The organism is Pseudomonas sp. ABFPK (genome assembly GCF_001586765.1).
In the GTDB taxonomy this organism is placed as follows: Bacteria; Pseudomonadota; Gammaproteobacteria; order Pseudomonadales; family Pseudomonadaceae; genus Aquipseudomonas; species Aquipseudomonas asiatica.
Window position 1 is genome coordinate 23,883 of record NZ_LQXW01000020.1, and the last position, 14,087, is coordinate 37,969.

Annotated in this window: 15 protein-coding genes; 9 read left to right on the forward strand and 6 right to left on the reverse strand. The window is 65.1% G+C overall.

Going from position 1 to position 14,087, the window contains the following annotated elements; genetic code table 11:
* Nucleotides 1-2 precede the first annotated feature (2 nt).
* Complete coding sequence (locus WM94_RS14475; RefSeq protein WP_013971807.1) at nt 3-485, reverse strand: LEA type 2 family protein; 483 nt, start codon at nt 483-485, stop codon at nt 3-5.
* 135 nt (nt 486-620) lie between these two features.
* Between WM94_RS14475 and WM94_RS14480 the strand changes: the two genes are divergently transcribed.
* Together WM94_RS14480 and WM94_RS14485 are read left to right on the forward strand one after the other, a co-directional pair.
* The gene (locus WM94_RS14480) at nt 621-1,742 is read left to right on the forward strand and encodes a sigma-70 family RNA polymerase sigma factor (RefSeq protein ID WP_013971808.1); all 1,122 of its coding nucleotides are present in this window, start codon (nt 621-623) and stop codon (nt 1,740-1,742) included.
* A 213-nt stretch (nt 1,743-1,955) separates the two neighbouring features.
* Nucleotides 1,956-4,382, forward strand: coding sequence for a TonB-dependent receptor (locus WM94_RS14485; RefSeq protein WP_054573653.1), 2,427 nt, complete (start codon nt 1,956-1,958; stop codon nt 4,380-4,382).
* Between the two features lie 114 nt (nt 4,383-4,496).
* Here the strand turns inward: WM94_RS14485 and WM94_RS14490 are convergent, their stop codons facing one another.
* Nucleotides 4,497-5,387 (reverse strand): LysR family transcriptional regulator, encoded by an 891-nt coding sequence (locus WM94_RS14490; RefSeq protein WP_061551503.1) that lies wholly within the window; start codon nt 5,385-5,387, stop codon nt 4,497-4,499.
* A 102-nt stretch (nt 5,388-5,489) separates the two neighbouring features.
* On the opposite strand from WM94_RS14490, the gene WM94_RS14495 reads away from it, so the two are divergent.
* The 6 genes from WM94_RS14495 to WM94_RS14520 all read left to right on the forward strand — a co-directional run bounded on the left by WM94_RS14495 (nt 5,490) and on the right by WM94_RS14520 (nt 11,091).
* Nucleotides 5,490-6,569, forward strand: a complete 1,080-nt coding sequence (locus tag WM94_RS14495; protein ID WP_061551504.1) for an extracellular solute-binding protein — start codon at nt 5,490-5,492, stop codon at nt 6,567-6,569.
* A 25-nt stretch (nt 6,570-6,594) separates the two neighbouring features.
* Entirely contained in the window at nt 6,595-7,560 is a 966-nt protein-coding gene (gene speB, locus WM94_RS14500; protein ID WP_061551505.1) for an agmatinase, read from the forward strand.
* A 209-nt stretch (nt 7,561-7,769) separates the two neighbouring features.
* The gene (locus WM94_RS14505) at nt 7,770-8,087 is read left to right on the forward strand and encodes a hypothetical protein (RefSeq protein WP_003256290.1); all 318 of its coding nucleotides are present in this window, start codon (nt 7,770-7,772) and stop codon (nt 8,085-8,087) included.
* A gap of 23 nt (nt 8,088-8,110) precedes the next feature.
* Nucleotides 8,111-9,259, forward strand: a complete 1,149-nt coding sequence (locus WM94_RS14510; RefSeq protein WP_061551506.1) for a PQQ-dependent sugar dehydrogenase — start codon at nt 8,111-8,113, stop codon at nt 9,257-9,259.
* A gap of 129 nt (nt 9,260-9,388) precedes the next feature.
* On the forward strand, nt 9,389-10,495 hold the full coding sequence (zapE, locus tag WM94_RS14515) for a cell division protein ZapE (protein ID WP_061551507.1): 1,107 nt from the start codon (nt 9,389-9,391) through the stop codon (nt 10,493-10,495).
* Nucleotides 10,496-10,509: 14 nt separating this feature from the next.
* Nucleotides 10,510-11,091, forward strand: coding sequence for a DinB family protein (locus tag WM94_RS14520; protein WP_061551508.1), 582 nt, complete (start codon nt 10,510-10,512; stop codon nt 11,089-11,091).
* Between the two features lie 128 nt (nt 11,092-11,219).
* Here the strand turns inward: WM94_RS14520 and WM94_RS14525 are convergent, their stop codons facing one another.
* The 4 genes from WM94_RS14525 to WM94_RS14540 form a co-directional block, all read right to left on the reverse strand.
* Nucleotides 11,220-12,218 carry an alpha/beta fold hydrolase gene (locus WM94_RS14525; protein ID WP_061551509.1) on the reverse strand — a complete coding sequence of 333 codons (999 nt, stop codon included), beginning with the start codon at nt 12,216-12,218 and terminating at the stop codon, nt 11,220-11,222.
* Between the two features lie 75 nt (nt 12,219-12,293).
* Nucleotides 12,294-12,731 carry a YqaA family protein gene (locus WM94_RS14530; protein WP_013971818.1) on the reverse strand — a complete coding sequence of 146 codons (438 nt, stop codon included), beginning with the start codon at nt 12,729-12,731 and terminating at the stop codon, nt 12,294-12,296.
* The gene (locus WM94_RS14535; RefSeq protein WP_015269641.1) at nt 12,731-13,159 is read right to left on the reverse strand and encodes a DUF411 domain-containing protein; all 429 of its coding nucleotides are present in this window, start codon (nt 13,157-13,159) and stop codon (nt 12,731-12,733) included. The genes WM94_RS14530 and WM94_RS14535 overlap by 1 nt, the downstream gene beginning before the upstream one ends.
* 14 nt (nt 13,160-13,173) lie before the next feature.
* Complete coding sequence (locus WM94_RS14540) at nt 13,174-13,404, reverse strand: hypothetical protein (RefSeq protein WP_061551510.1); 231 nt, start codon at nt 13,402-13,404, stop codon at nt 13,174-13,176.
* A gap of 24 nt (nt 13,405-13,428) precedes the next feature.
* On the opposite strand from WM94_RS14540, the gene WM94_RS14545 reads away from it, so the two are divergent.
* Nucleotides 13,429-14,079, forward strand: a complete 651-nt coding sequence (locus WM94_RS14545; protein ID WP_061551511.1) for a hypothetical protein — start codon at nt 13,429-13,431, stop codon at nt 14,077-14,079.
* Nucleotides 14,080-14,087: the final 8 nt, after the last annotated feature.

Sequence of the window (14,087 nt, forward strand, 5' to 3'; positions counted from 1 at the left end):
GCCTACCAGTAGGCGCCCTTGGGCAGGTCCAGCTTGCCCTCGTCGGTAAAGCGCACGGTCCCCAGCAGCCCGCCGGCCAGCTTGCCGCGCAGCACATAGGGCAGGCCTTGCAGCGAGTCCACCTGGCCCAGCCCATAGGCCTGGCGCAGGAAGGAAAACGCCGTGATGCTCACCGGCACCACGATCACCGCTTCGCCATAACGGCCGATGTGCCCCTGCTGGTCGCTCACCCCGGCAGCCAGAGGCTGGCCGTTCACCTCCAGGTTCAGGGCGATGCCGTTGTAGTCGATCGGCGCCTCGTTGGGGTTTTGTACCCGCATCTTCACCGCCATGCGCAGTTCCAGCTCCTGCCCGGGCAGCGGCTCGATACCGATCACGCTGATATTGACCGGGTCGCGTGCCTGGAACAGCGCACAGGCCCCCAGGCCGCAGGCCAGCAGCAGGACCAGGAACAGGCGGGCGTAGCGGTGCAGACGGGCAGCCATGGGGTGCGACCTTGCCAGAGTGGGCGAATGGGCAGTGTGGCAAATACGCGTCGGCGTTGAAAGTCACCGTCCAGATGAAAGATACTGTTTCTCATTAACGCCCGATAACTTCTCCTACTGGCCGTTCCCGAACCCATGCTGACTTCTCCCGCGCCGGGCCTGCTGGCAAGCTTCCAGGAGCACTACGACGACCTGCTTCAGTTCCTGACCCGGCGCATGAGCGACCGTCAGCGCGCTGCCGATGTCGCGCAGGAAACCTACCTGAAGCTGGTCAACATCGACCAGCAGGCGGTGCCGGTGCTGCACGCGCGCAGTTTCATCTTCCGCGTGGCCGGCAACCTGGCGATCGATGCCTTGCGCCGCGAGCAGCGCATTGCCGCCAGCCACGACGACAGCGAGCGGGCAGGTGAGGTCGCCTGCCCGGCGCCGGCCCCGGAAGCGGCCTTGCTGGCCCGGGAGCGCTTGCAGATCCTCGACCAGGCGCTGCTGCAGCTGTCCGACAATGCCCGCCAGGCGCTGTTGCTCAACCGCGTCGACGGCCTGACCCAGGCGCAGATCGCGCAGCGCCTGGGGGTTTCCGAAAGCATGGTGGCGAAATACATCGGCCAGGCCCTGCGCCATTGCCGCAACTGGCTCAAACAGGCGGGGGTGGCTGCTGCACTGGTGTTGGCCGTTGGTGTGGCGGGTTGGCAGAAGGCGCCAATGCTGCTGGCGGATTACCACACCGGGGTAGGTGAGCGACAGGTGATTACTTTGGCAGATGGCACGCGGGTGACGCTGAACAGTGCCACAGCCCTGAGCGTGGTGTTCAGCGACCGTGAGCGGCGGGTGGTGCTGGAATCTGGTGAGGCCTTGTTCGAGACCGCCGATGATTCACGGCCCTTTGTGGTCGACACGGCCGGTGAGCGGGTGCAGGGGAGTGCGGCCACCTTCAGCGTGCGTCGTGATGGCCGCGTGGTATTGGCCCATGGCGAAGCCAAGGTTGGCGAGCATGAACTGGCAGTAGCGGCCGATGCCGGTACGCAGATGGCCTGGCAGCGCGGCAAGCTGATCTTCAACGGCAAGCCGCTGGGGCAGGTGCTGGCGGAGCTCGAGCGTTACCGGCATGGGCGGATCGTGTTGTCCGATAGCAAGCTGGCGGCGATGCAGGTCAGCGGGGTGTTCGACCTCGATGAGCCGGAGGCCCTGTTGCGGACCCTTGAGCAGCGTTATGGGCTGAAGGTGACCTACCTGCCGTGGTTGGCCGTGGTTCATTGATTCGCCTGTGCCGGCCTCTTCGCAGCACAAGGCTGCTCCTACAGCGAACTGCGATCCCTGTAGGAGCAGCCTTGTGCTGCGAAGAGGCCGGCACAGAAATAAAAATATTTTCCATTTGGCACTGCAAGTTCCTGCAAGCCAGATCGTCGTAGTGGGACTGATCAGCAACCAATTCTCATTTACGACTTGTCAGGAAGCTCATTCGTGCCTCTGATGCTCAAGCCCTTGCACCGCCGCCGCGGTCCGCTTCACCATGCCCTGATGTCCTGCAGTGCCCTGGCCATGCTGGTCGGCCCGCTGCAGGCTTTTGCCTCGACCGCCACCGAACAGGCCCAGACTCAGGCCCGCCAGGTCCAGCTCGACCTGCCGGCCCAGCCGCTGGACCACGCCCTGACCACGTTCGCCGACCAGGCCGGCCTGCACCTGCTGTACACCACCGGCGACGTCGCCGGCCAATCCAGCCCGGCCTTGCAGGGCAGCTACAGCATCGAGCAGGCCCTGCAGCAGTTGCTGTCCGGCAGCGGCATGAGCTGGCACTTCAGCGATGCCCGCACGGTGACCCTGCGCAAGGCCGACGCTGCGCCGCAGGCGGTCAATCTCAAGCCGATCGAGGTCAGCGTGGCCTCGCGCACCAGCACCGCGATCAGTGAAATCCCCGGCACCGTGTGGGTGGTCGACCAGCAGCAGTTGCGCGAGCAGATCGACAGCGGCGTCAGCCTGAAGGAAGCCATCGGCAAGCTGGTGCCAGGCCTCGACCTGGCGCCGGAAGGCCGTACCAACTACGGCCAGAACATGCGCGGGCGCAATGTGCTGGTGATGATCGACGGGGTCAGCCAGAACAGCTCGCGCGGCCTGTCACGCCAGTTCGACAGCATTTCGCCGTTCAACGTCGAGCGCGTCGAAGTGCTGTCTGGCGCCAGTGCCATCTACGGTGGTGGCGCCACCGGCGGCATCATCAACATCGTGACCAAGAAGGGCGAACCCGGCCCGGCGCGTTTCGAGACCCAGCTCGGTGCCAGCAGCGGCTTCAACAACAGCGACGACCTGGCCACCCGCTTCGCCCAGTCGATCAGTGGCGGCAACGAACGGTTCAACGCCCGCCTGGGGGTTTCCGGCGAGCAGAACGAAGCCTTCTACGACGGCGCCGGCGACCAGATCTTCATCGACAACACCCAGACCGACCTGCAATACAACCGCACCATCGACGTGCTCGGCACCTTGGGGATGCAACTGAACGACCAGCAGAGCCTCGACCTGCTGGCCCAGTACTATGACTCGGGCAACCATGGCAGTACCGGTATCTACTTCCCTAACCTGAACTACAACGCCCCATCCGACCTGGAAGACGCCGAACTGCGTAGCGGCTACTCGTCGGACCTGGAGCCGCGCACCCGGCGCCTGCTGCTGAACGCCAACTACCACCACACCGACGTGCTGGGGCAGGACTTCTACCTGCAGGCCTCGTACCGCAAGGAAGACGACAACTTCTACCCGTTCCCGTACTACAACCGCGCCACGCCCACCGGCTCGCGCGGGGTGTACTTCGCCGCCTCGCAGCAGAACTTCGAAGTCACCAGCCTCAAGGGCCTGTTCGCCAAGCAGTGGGACGCGCTGAAGCTGACCTACGGCGTCGACCTGGACCGCGAGCGCTTCAACGCCGAGCAGACCACCTTCAACGCCCAGACGTCGTCCGAGTCGGGTGGCCTGGAGCTGGAAAAGGAAAGCAAGGCCGCACGCTACCCCAGCTACCGGGTCGATGGCGTGTCGGTGTACGCGCAGCTGGACTGGCATGCCACCGAGAACCTTACCTTGTCCGGCGGCGCCCGGCGCCAGCAGATGGATGTGGACGTCAGCGACTTCAAGGGTGTGCCGGGTGGCAGCAACGATTACCAGGTCAACCTGTTCAACGTCGGTGCCATCTACGACTTCAAGAATGGCCACCAGGTATGGACCAACTACGGCGAAGGCTTCGACCTGCCCGACCCGGCCAAGTACTACGGCAAGCCCGGTCTGAGCGTGGCCGACAACCCGCTGGCCGGCATCAAGAGCCGCCAGGTGGAACTGGGCTGGCGCTATGCCGACCTGGACTGGGATGCCCAGGCGGCGCTGTACTACATCTGGTCGGACAAGATCATCAACGTCGACTCGCAGACGCTGACCATCAATGTGGAAGACCAGAAAAGCCGCGACTTTGGTTTTGAGGGCGCGCTGACCCGGCACTTCCAGACCGGCTGGGAAACCGGTGGCACCCTGCACCTGACCCGCTCCGAGGAGGAGGATGTCGATGGCGGCTGGATCAAGCGCGATGCCCGCTATGCCTCGTTGTCCAAGGCTACCGCGTTCGTCGGCTGGAAGGGCGATGGCCGCAGTGCGCGGCTACAGGCCAACCATGCCTTCAGCCTGAAGGACGATGCCGACCACGAGATCGACGGCTACACCACCTTCGACCTGCTGGGCAGCCAGGATACCGGCTTCGGCACCTTCAGCGCCGGCATCCAGAACCTGCTGGACAAGCAATACAGCACGGTCTGGGGGCAGCGTGCGACGCTGTTCTACTCGCCGACCTACGGGCCGGCTTACCTGTATGACTACCAGGGGCGTGGACGTACCTACACCCTGACCTGGAGCATGGCTTACTGATGGGTGTTGTCTGTCCCGGCCTCTTCGCGGGTAAACCCGCTCCCACAGGCACGGCGCAGCCCTCAGGCTGTGTGAGAACCCTGTAGGAGCGGGTTTACCCGCGAAGAGGCCGGTTCAGGCAAACGCCGCCAGCAAATCCTGCGAAAACGCCTGCTGTGCCTCGCCAACCGCTTGCGCCCGGTGCCTGGCCAGGGTAAACGGCACCACAAAGTCCAGCCCCGGGTCCAGCGCCCACAACAGCCCCTCAGCCTCCCAAGCTTGCGCACAATGGCATGGCAGATAGCCAATATGCCGCCCCGACAGAATGAACGTCAGCACGCTCTCGATCTGCTCCGCCACCGCCATGCTGCGCTGGCTCTGGAACGGCTCGCCGCCCTTGAGAAACCGGTACGGATGGCGCACCTGGTCCATCGCCAGCAACCGCTCCCGGCCAACGCCAGCCTCACCGAACAGCACATGGCCCTTGCCGCAATACAGCCGTTGCCGCTCCTGGAACAGCGGCTGGTAGTCGAAGGCTGCCTGGTTGCCGGAAAAGTAGCTGATGGCGTAATCCAGCCGCTGCTCCAGCAACAAGCGCTCCAGCTCTGCCGGTGGCGCACTGATCAGTTCCAGCTGCACCGCCTCCTCGCGCCTGCGAAACGCCGCAATGGCCGCCGCCAGCTTCAGGCTCACCGCCTTGTCCTGGCTCTCCGCCATGCCTATGCGCACGGTCCCCAGCAGCCGCCCGGCAACGCCATTGGCCTGCTGGCGAAACTGTTCGATGTTCAGCAATAGCCCACGGGCGGCGTCCAGCAACAACGCGCCCTTTTCCGTCAGGTGAAAGCCACCTTTGCCGCGGCTGCACAAGCGGTAGCCCAGCCGCGCTTCCAGCTGCGCCATGCGCTGGCTGATGGTGGGCTGGCTCAGGCCCAGCACGCCTTGCGCGGCGCTGAAACCACCGGCCTCGACTACAGTGACGAACAGCCGCAGCAGGTGCAGATCGGGGTCGTGCACTTGTCCGAGCATTACATTGCTCCTGATGAATGTCAGCTTTGAAAACTTGCCATTCCTGCAATGTAACCCGGCTGGCATGCTCGCGGCATCCACCCATTTGCCGAGGTGTCCGCCATGCGTCGATCGTTGTGCCTGCTGTCCCTGGTCCTGGCCTTGCCGCTGCAGGCCGAAGAAAAGGTCGTCAACCTCTACAGCTGGGCCGACTATGTCGCCCCGCAAACCCTCCAGCGCTTCGAGCAGGAAACCGGCTACAAGGTGCGCTACGACACCTTCGACACCACCGAAGTGCTGGAAACCAAGCTGCTGACCGGTGGTAGCGGCTATGACGTGGTGGTGCCGTCGTCAACCGTACTGGCCCGGGCGCTCAAGGCAAATGCCCTGCAGCCGTTCGATCCCCAGGCCATGCCCGGCTATGCCAACCTCGACAAGGACCTGCTGGCCAAGCTCGCAGAGGCCGACCCCGGCAACCACCATGCCGTGCCCTACACCTGGGGCACCCTGGGCCTGGGAGTGAATGTGGAAGCGGTGCGCCAGCGCCTGGGGGATGTACCGCTGGACAGCCTCGACCTGCTGTTCAAGCCCGAGTACGCCAGCCGGCTGAAGGACTGCGGCATCGCCATGCCCGACTCGCCCCAGGAGGTGATCGGCGTGGCCCTGAACTACCTGGGCAAGGACCCTTACAGCCAGGACAAGGACGACCTGGCCGCCGCGCAGAACCTGCTGAGCCAGCTGCAGCCGTCGATCAGCTACGTCGCCAATGGCCGGCAGATCAGCGACCTGGCCAACGGTAGCGTGTGCCTGGCGCTGACCTACAACGGCGATGCGGCGATGGCCGCCGACCAGGCGCGTCGCGCTGGCAAACCATTCGAGCTGATCTACCGCATCCCCCGCGAAGGCACGCTGGTGTGGCAGGACAACCTGGTCATTCCCAAGGACGCTCCGCACCCCGAGGCCGCGCGGGCGTTCATCGCCTTCATGCTCAAGCCCGAGTCGGTCGCCGCGCTGACCAACACGCTGTTCTTCGCCAACGCCAACCAGGCGGCCACGCCGCTGGTGGACGAAGCAGTGCGCAACGACCCGGACATCTACCCGTCGGCCGCGGTGCGCCAGCGTCTGTATGCCGACCGCAGCATGGCCCTGGCCGACCTGCGCCAGCGCAACCGCCTGTGGACCGCGTTCCGCAGCCGCCAGTAACCGATAACGACAAAGGAACCCGACCGTGGAGCAAGCCGCAAACAACGACCAGGCCATGACCCGCGACAGCCTGTATGGCACCGCTGCGGAAAGTACCTACGCCGGCATTACCAGTTTCTCTCGCCGCCGCTACAGCCGCGACCTGCGTGGTGTCGATGTGGTGGTCAGTGGTGTGCCGTTCGATACTGCCACCAGCAACCGCCCCGGTGCGCGCTTCGGCCCGCGGGCGATCCGCGCCGCCTCGGTGCAGCAGGCCTGGGCCCGGCACTGGCCGTGGGCGTTCGACCCGTTCGACCACCTGGCGGTGATCGACTATGGCGATTGCGCCTTCGACAGCGGCACCCCGCAGTCGGTACCGGACAGTATCGAGACCCATGCCACGCATATTCTGGAAGCAGGCTGCGCCATGCTCACCCTGGGTGGCGACCACTTCATCAGCTACCCGCTGCTCAAGGCCCATGCCCGCCGCCATGGCCCGCTGGCGCTGATCCACTTCGATGCGCACAGCGACACCTGGCCGGACGAGGAAGGCAAGCGCATCGACCACGGCACCATGTTCTGGCATGCCGCCCGCGAAGGCCTGGTGGACCCGGCCAGCTCGGTGCAGATCGGCCTGCGCACCACCAATGACGACAGCCAGGGCTTTGCCATCCTCGACGCCCGCCAGGTGCACCGGCAGGGCACCGAGGCGGTGATTGCGGCGATTCGCCAGCGGGTGGGCGAGCGGCCGGTTTACCTTACTTTCGATATCGACTGCCTCGATCCGGCCTATGCGCCCGGTACCGGCACGCCGGTGTGCGGTGGGCTTAGCACGGTGCAGGCGCTGGAGATCCTTGGCGGGCTGCGCGGCATCAACCTGGTGGGCATGGACCTGGTGGAGGTGGCGCCCGCCTATGACCATGCCGACATCACCGCGCTGGCCGGGGCGACCCTGGCGATGGAAATGCTGTGCCTGTATGCGGCGCGGCACAAGGTGGACAAGGGTCAGTAACCTGGGGCCGCTTTGCGGCCCATTCGCAGCACAAGGCTGCTCCTGCAGGGAGCGGCCTTGTGTCGCGAAAGGGCTGCGCAGCAGCCCCCAAGGCCCATACTGAAACATCAGGAATCATCTCCACCCGCATTCACACTTTTGCCGCGAACCCTTCGCGCCTTAGGCTATCAAACCCACCAGGCGCGGCATTTTCGTACAGGAGGTGAAGCATGACCCCGACCTTGCCCATCCTGGCCCTCGGCCTGGTGCTGTGCCTGCCCGCGCAAGCGGCCCCCGAGCCGCCCTTGCAACTCGCCGCCGGCAACAACAACCCCTACAACAGCCCGATCCAGCGCGCCAACCCCAACAGCCGCCAGGGCAGCATGCCGGCCACGCCTCCCGTGCGCGGCCCGTCCACCGACCCGTACCAGCGCACGCCCACCCTGGACAACCGCGGCATCGGCAATGGCGACAACCTGCGCCGCCAGCAACAAACCCCGAACCTGGAGCCCAGCCGACCACCGCGCGACAACCCGCGCGCGCCATGAGCGCCCTACGAAAGGAATCCTGCATGCTTCGAGCACCCTGGCTTGTAACCCTGACCGCCGCCGCACTCCTGCCCCTGCTGGCGCAGGCGGCGGCCGAACAGCAGTTCCGCAGTGAAGAAGGCACCTTGACCGTCAGCACCCTGGCCGATGGCCTGCGCAACCCTTGGGCCCTGGCGTTCCTGCCGGGCGGCAAGGACATGCTGGTCACCGAGCGTGCTGGCAACTTGCGGGTGGTCAATGCCGAAGGCAAGGTCGGCCCGCCGATCAGCGGTGTACCCAAGGTCTGGGCCGAGGGCCAGGGCGGCTTGCTGGATGTGGTGCTGTCGCCGGAGTTCGCCAAGGACCGCACCGTCTACCTGTCCTACGCCGAAGAGGGCAGTGACGGCAAGGCCGGTACGGCGGTCGGCCGTGGCCAGTTGTCCCAGGACCGCGCCCGGCTGGAAAACTTCAACGTCATCTTCCGCCAGCAGCCCAAACTGTCGGAGGGCAACCACTTTGGCTCGCGCCTGGTGTTCGACCGCGACGGCTACCTGTTCATCGCCCTCGGTGAAAACAACCAGCGCCCGACTGCCCAGGACCTGGACAAGCTGCAAGGCAAGATCGTGCGTATCTTGCCGGACGGCGAAGTGCCCAGGGACAACCCCTTCGTCGGCAAGGACAATGTGCGGCCGGAGATCTGGTCGTTCGGCCACCGCAACCAGCAAGGCGCCGCACTCAACCCCTGGACCGGCAAGCTGTGGACCCACGAGCATGGCCCGCGCGGCGGCGACGAGATCAACATTCCCGAACCCGGCAAGAACTATGGCTGGCCGATTGCGACCCACGGCATCAACTACTCGCTGCTGCCGATCCCCGAGGCCAAGGGCGAGCATGTGCAGGGCATGGTCGACCCGCACCATGTATGGGAGAAGTCGCCGGGGATCAGCGGCATGGCGTTCTACGACAGCCCTAGGTTCAAGGCCTGGGACCACAACCTGTTCATTGGCGCGCTGGCTACCCAGGAGCTGATCCGCCTGCAACTGGATGGCGACAAGGTGGTGCATGAAGAGCGTTTGCTGGGTGAGCTGAAGGCGCGTATCCGCGATGTGCGGGTGGGGCCGGATGGCTACCTGTATGTGCTGACCGATGACAAGGACGGCGCGCTGCTGAAAGTTGGATTGGGAGATAGCTGAGCCAAAGTCACATGCACCGGCCTCATCGCCGGCAAGCCAGCTCCCACAGGGATAGCGCATGGCTTGGGGCCAATGCGGTCGAGGTGGGAGCTGGCTTGCCGGTGATGAGGCCGGTGCAGATAATGCCGCATGGCTATCGATCCCCATTCCCTCTACCAGCAGGCCCTGACTACCCAGGGCTATGTCGCCGACCCCGCCCAGGCCCGCGCCGTCGAGGCGTTGCAGGCCTGTTTCCAGGCCGTCGAACAGGGCCGCCCCACCCAGGGTATCTACCTCTGGGGCCCGGTCGGCCGCGGCAAGACCTGGCTGATGGACCAGTTCCACCGCTGCCTGCGGGTACCCAGCCGGCGCCAGCACTTCCATCACTTCATGGCCTGGGTCCACCAGCGCCTGTTCCAGCTCAACGGCACCGCCGACCCGCTGCTGGCGCTGGCCGGGGAACTGGCCGGGCAGATTCGCGTGCTGTGCTTCGACGAGCTGTTCGTCAACGACATCGGTGACGCGATCATCCTCGGCCGCCTGTTCCAGGTACTGTTCGACCAAGGCGTGGTGATTGTCGCCACCTCCAACCAGCCACCCGAGCAGCTGTACCGTGACGGTTTCAACCGCGAGCGGTTCCTGCCGGCCATCGCCGCCATCCAGCGGCACATGCAGGTGCTGCCGGTAGCCGGCGAGCAGGACCACCGCCTGCACCCCGGCGCCGAGCGCCAGCGTTACTGGGTGGCGCAAGCGGGGCAGGCCAGCCAGCTGGGCGAGGTGTTCCGCCAGCTCAGCCCCGGCGACGAAGGCCACGATCAGCCCTTGGCGATCGGCTCCCGGCAGGTGCAGGTGGTGCGGCGCAGCGCGCAGGCCATCTGGTGCCGTTTCACCGACCTGTGCGAACAGCCGCTGGCGGCCATGGAGTTCATGGCCCTGTGCGACCGGTTCCCGGCCATCCTGGTGTCGGGCATTCCGGCGCTGGGGGGTGAACAGCGGGCCGGGCGTATTGCCCGGGGCACCGAGGATGCTGCGGCGCGGGTGGTGGCGGGCGACCGCGAGCTGCCGGCGCTGTCGCCCAAGGACGACGCGGTGCGCCGCTTCATAGCCCTGGTCGACGAATGCTACGACCGCCGGGTGGCGTTGTACCTGGAGGCACAGGTGCCGCTGGATGCCCTCTACACTCAAGGGTATCTGGCGTTCCCGTACCAACGGACCCTGAGCCGGCTACGGGAGATGCAACTGCAACGCTTCGCCTGAAAAGGAGCCGAACCATGGAGCCGCTGTCGCATCATCTGCTGACCCAGGCCTACAACAATGGCTGGGCCAACCACCGTCTGTACAAGGCCTGCCTGCAACTGACCCAGGACGAATTCGTCGCCCCCCGCTGCAGTTTTTTCCCGTCGATCAAGGCCACCCTCAACCACCTGCTGACGGTGGACTGGTTCTACCTGCACATGCTCGAGTGCGAGCAGCGTGGCGAGCAGCCCGACGCCGACGGCGAGCGCTTCTTCGACCCCGAACAGCCGTTTGCCACCTGCACCGACCTGCACGCCGAACAGGCCCAGGCCGATCACCGGCTGATCGCCTATTGCCGGGGCCTGCGCGATGGTGAGCTGGCGCGCTATGTGAGCATCGTGCGCCCCGAGCGGGTACAGCGCGAGCAACGGCTGCGGTTGTTGGCGCACCTGTTCGAGCACCAGATACATCATCGTGGGCAGGTGCATGCGATGCTCAGTGATACGGCAGTGAGGCCGCCGCAGCTGGATGAGTTTTTCTGCGAGGAAGAGGCGGGGTTGCGGGCGGCGGACTTTGCCGAGCTGGGCTGGACCGAGGAGCAGGTCTGGAAAGTGTAGGGGGCTGCTTTGCAGCCCTTCGCGGGCTCGCCCGCTCCCACAGGTACTGCACAGGTTTTGGCAGCTGTGCACTACCCGTGGGAGCGGGCGAGCCCGCGAAGGGCCGCAAAGCGGCCCCCAATTTAGATCTAGCGCCCTAACCACTCGACCAGCGTACGGTTGAACCGCACCGGCTCCTCGATCTGCGGCGCATGCCCCATGCCTTCAAAGGTAATCAGCTCACCCTTGGGGATCAGCTTGGCCACCTGCGGCCCCAGCACTGCATACTTGCCCAGCTTCGCTTTCACCTCCGGCGGCGCGATATCACTGCCGATGGCCGTGGTGTCCTGGTCACCTATCAGCAGCAGGGTGGGCATCTGCAGGTCCTTGAACTCGTGGTACACCGGCTGGGTGAAGATCATGTCGTAGATCAGCGCCGAGTTCCACGCCACTGCTTCATGCCCCGGCCCCTTGTTCAGGCCCACCAGCATCTGCACCCAGCGCTCGTACTCCGGCTTCCAGCGCCCGGCGTAGTAGGTCTTGCGCTCATACTCGCGCACGCCTTCGGCATCCAGCTTGAGCTCGCGCGCATACCACTGGTCCACCGTGCGGTAGGGCACGCCCAGGGCTTTCCAGTCTTCCAGGCCGATGGGGTTGACCATCGCCAGGCGCTCCACCTGCTGCGGGTACATCAGCGCATAGCGGGTGGCGAGCATGCCGCCGGTGGAGTGGCCGAGCACGATGCTTTGCTTCACGCCCAGCTGTTCGAGCAGGGCATGGGTGTTGCTCGCCAGCTGCTGGAAGCTGTACTGGTAATGCGCCGGCTTGCTGGAGCTGCAGAAGCCGACCTGGTCGGGGGCGATGACCCGGTAGCCAGCCTTGCTCAGGGCGTCGATGGTGGTTTCCCAAGTGGCGGCGCAGAAGTTCTTGCCATGCATCAGCACCACGCTGTGGCCGTTGGCCTGGCCCTGGGCGGGCACGTCCATGTAGCCCATCTGCAGGGCCTGGCCCTGGGACTTGAAGTCGAAATGCTTGAGCGGATGCGGGTAGCTGAAGCCCTCCAGCTGGGGGCCGTAGGTGGGCGATTCGGCGGCGATGGCCGAACTGCCGGCGAGGCAGGCCAGGGCCAGGGCGGTTGCGCGCAGCATGGGGGCACTCCGTGTAGGGCCATGTAGGAAGGGGCGACTGTAGCAGTCAGTGGACCACGCGGAACGTGAAAGGTGTTACCAGGCGTGAAACCAGCCCAGGGTAATCATCGCCAGCACCCCATAGCGGCCGGCCTTGGCCAGGGTCACCAGCAAGAGGAAGCGCCAGAACGGCTCACGCATGATGCCGGCGATCAGTGTAAGCGGGTCGCCGATCACTGGCATCCAGCTGAGCAGCAGCGACCATTGCCCCCAGCGCTGGTAGCGTTGTTGCGCGCGTTCCAGCTGGGCAGGGCTGAAAGGGAACCAGCGCTTGTCACGCAGATGCTCAATGGCCCGGCCCAGCACCCAGTTGACCACCGAGCCCAGCACATTGCCCAGGGTCGCCACCAGCAGCAGGGTGGCCCAGGCCTCGGGCTGGCGCAGCAAAAGGCCGACCAGCACGGCCTCCGATTGCAGCGGTAGCAGGGTAGCGGCGCCGAAGGCGCTGAGGAACAGCGCCCACAGGCTGAGCATCAGTAGTTGGCGACCACGGTGTCCTTGCCGTCCTGGGTCACGCCGATGACCTGGTAGGCATCCTTGTGGTCACCCATTTCCATACCGGGCGAGCCCATGGGCATGCCCGGCACGGCCAGGCCCTTGAGGTCGTTGCGCTTGGCCAGCAGGCGCACCTGCTCGGCCGGAACATGGCCTTCGACGAACTTGCCGTCGATCACCCCGGTATGGCACGACGCCAGGCGTGGCGCCACGCCCAGGCGTTGCTTCACCTCGCTCATGTTCGGCTCGACATGGTCGTTGACGGTGAAGCCGTTGTCGCGCAGGTGGCTGATCCAGGCCTTGCAGCAGCCACAGTTGGGGTCACGGTAGACGTCGATGGTCTCGGCAGCCTGGGCCAGGCCGGTGATGGCCAGCAGGCCCAGGGGCAGCAGGTGTTTACGCAGCATCATGAAACACTCCTTCAAAAATGTGGGCGGATACCGGCGACCAGGCCTGTGGCTTGCTCGCGCCCGGTGTCGTTGCGGCCCCAGGGGCGGTCCGGTATCCAGCGGTTGGCCAGCAGCATAGCGCAAGCGGCCTTCAGGCGCAGCGCGGCCTGTTGCCCTTCACCAGCGTTGCCAGGCAGCCAGTCTACCTGCCAGGTACTGGTTCCGGATGCCGGCCTGTCATCACGCTGGCTAACGTGCGGCACACCTATCTGAGAGCCTGCTTGATCATGACCCTACCACTGGACTGCCTGTTGTACTCCAAGACCAATCTGATCGGCATCGGACCAAACCTGTCCGAAGAGGAACGCCTGGACGTGCAAACGTTGCTGGACCATGCCGATGAGTTCGCAAGCCGCTTTCTCGACCGGGACGAACTATGGAAAAGCTGGTTCGACCGCTTCCGCAATCGCCTGGAGAAACATGGCTGCGTAAGGACGGCCGCCCTGGAGTTACCGCCCCAGGTCATCAGGGACCATGACGATTTCGATACCAGTCTCGAGCCCATCGGCACAGGCAGCACACCGACGCTGTTGGCCCAACTGGCGCGCGCATCCATGCAAGAACTGCGAATCAGTGCACACGCCAGCAAGTTCCTGCAGTCTGGTTGGCAGAACGACGTCGCCTCATCGTTTCTGATCACACCCTGCCAGAAGGATGAGGAGGGCCAGATCCATCTGGCGGTCTACTCGTTTCGCTTCAATGGCACCATGGAGATGCGCGACTTCGGATTCTGGAGCGAGACCCAGCGTGACATCGTCGTGTGGAACACCGGCACTGTTTACCGTTTTGACCTGGAACGTTTCGCCGCTTTTCGTCAGCAGATTCGTAAGGAATTGGGCGACCGGCGGCTTGGTGCCATTACCAGGATTGAACTCTAGCCACCTCG

What these genes read in the sequence shown, in the direction of transcription:
- WM94_RS14475 (WP_013971807.1), bottom strand. Translation starts at nt 485, where the DNA reads ATGGCTGCCCGTCTGCACCGCTACGCCCGCCTGTTCCTGGTCCTGCTG.
- WM94_RS14480 (WP_013971808.1), top strand. Translation starts at nt 621, where the DNA reads ATGCTGACTTCTCCCGCGCCGGGCCTGCTGGCAAGCTTCCAGGAGCAC.
- WM94_RS14485 (WP_054573653.1), top strand. Translation starts at nt 1,956, where the DNA reads ATGCTCAAGCCCTTGCACCGCCGCCGCGGTCCGCTTCACCATGCCCTG.
- WM94_RS14490 (WP_061551503.1), bottom strand. Translation starts at nt 5,387, where the DNA reads ATGCTCGGACAAGTGCACGACCCCGATCTGCACCTGCTGCGGCTGTTC.
- WM94_RS14495 (WP_061551504.1), top strand. Translation starts at nt 5,490, where the DNA reads ATGCGTCGATCGTTGTGCCTGCTGTCCCTGGTCCTGGCCTTGCCGCTG.
- WM94_RS14505 (WP_003256290.1), top strand. Translation starts at nt 7,770, where the DNA reads ATGACCCCGACCTTGCCCATCCTGGCCCTCGGCCTGGTGCTGTGCCTG.
- WM94_RS14510 (WP_061551506.1), top strand. Translation starts at nt 8,111, where the DNA reads ATGCTTCGAGCACCCTGGCTTGTAACCCTGACCGCCGCCGCACTCCTG.
- zapE (WP_061551507.1), top strand. Translation starts at nt 9,389, where the DNA reads ATGGCTATCGATCCCCATTCCCTCTACCAGCAGGCCCTGACTACCCAG.
- WM94_RS14520 (WP_061551508.1), top strand. Translation starts at nt 10,510, where the DNA reads ATGGAGCCGCTGTCGCATCATCTGCTGACCCAGGCCTACAACAATGGC.
- WM94_RS14525 (WP_061551509.1), bottom strand. Translation starts at nt 12,218, where the DNA reads ATGCTGCGCGCAACCGCCCTGGCCCTGGCCTGCCTCGCCGGCAGTTCG.
- WM94_RS14530 (WP_013971818.1), bottom strand. Translation starts at nt 12,731, where the DNA reads ATGCTCAGCCTGTGGGCGCTGTTCCTCAGCGCCTTCGGCGCCGCTACC.
- WM94_RS14535 (WP_015269641.1), bottom strand. Translation starts at nt 13,159, where the DNA reads ATGCTGCGTAAACACCTGCTGCCCCTGGGCCTGCTGGCCATCACCGGC.
- WM94_RS14545 (WP_061551511.1), top strand. Translation starts at nt 13,429, where the DNA reads ATGACCCTACCACTGGACTGCCTGTTGTACTCCAAGACCAATCTGATC.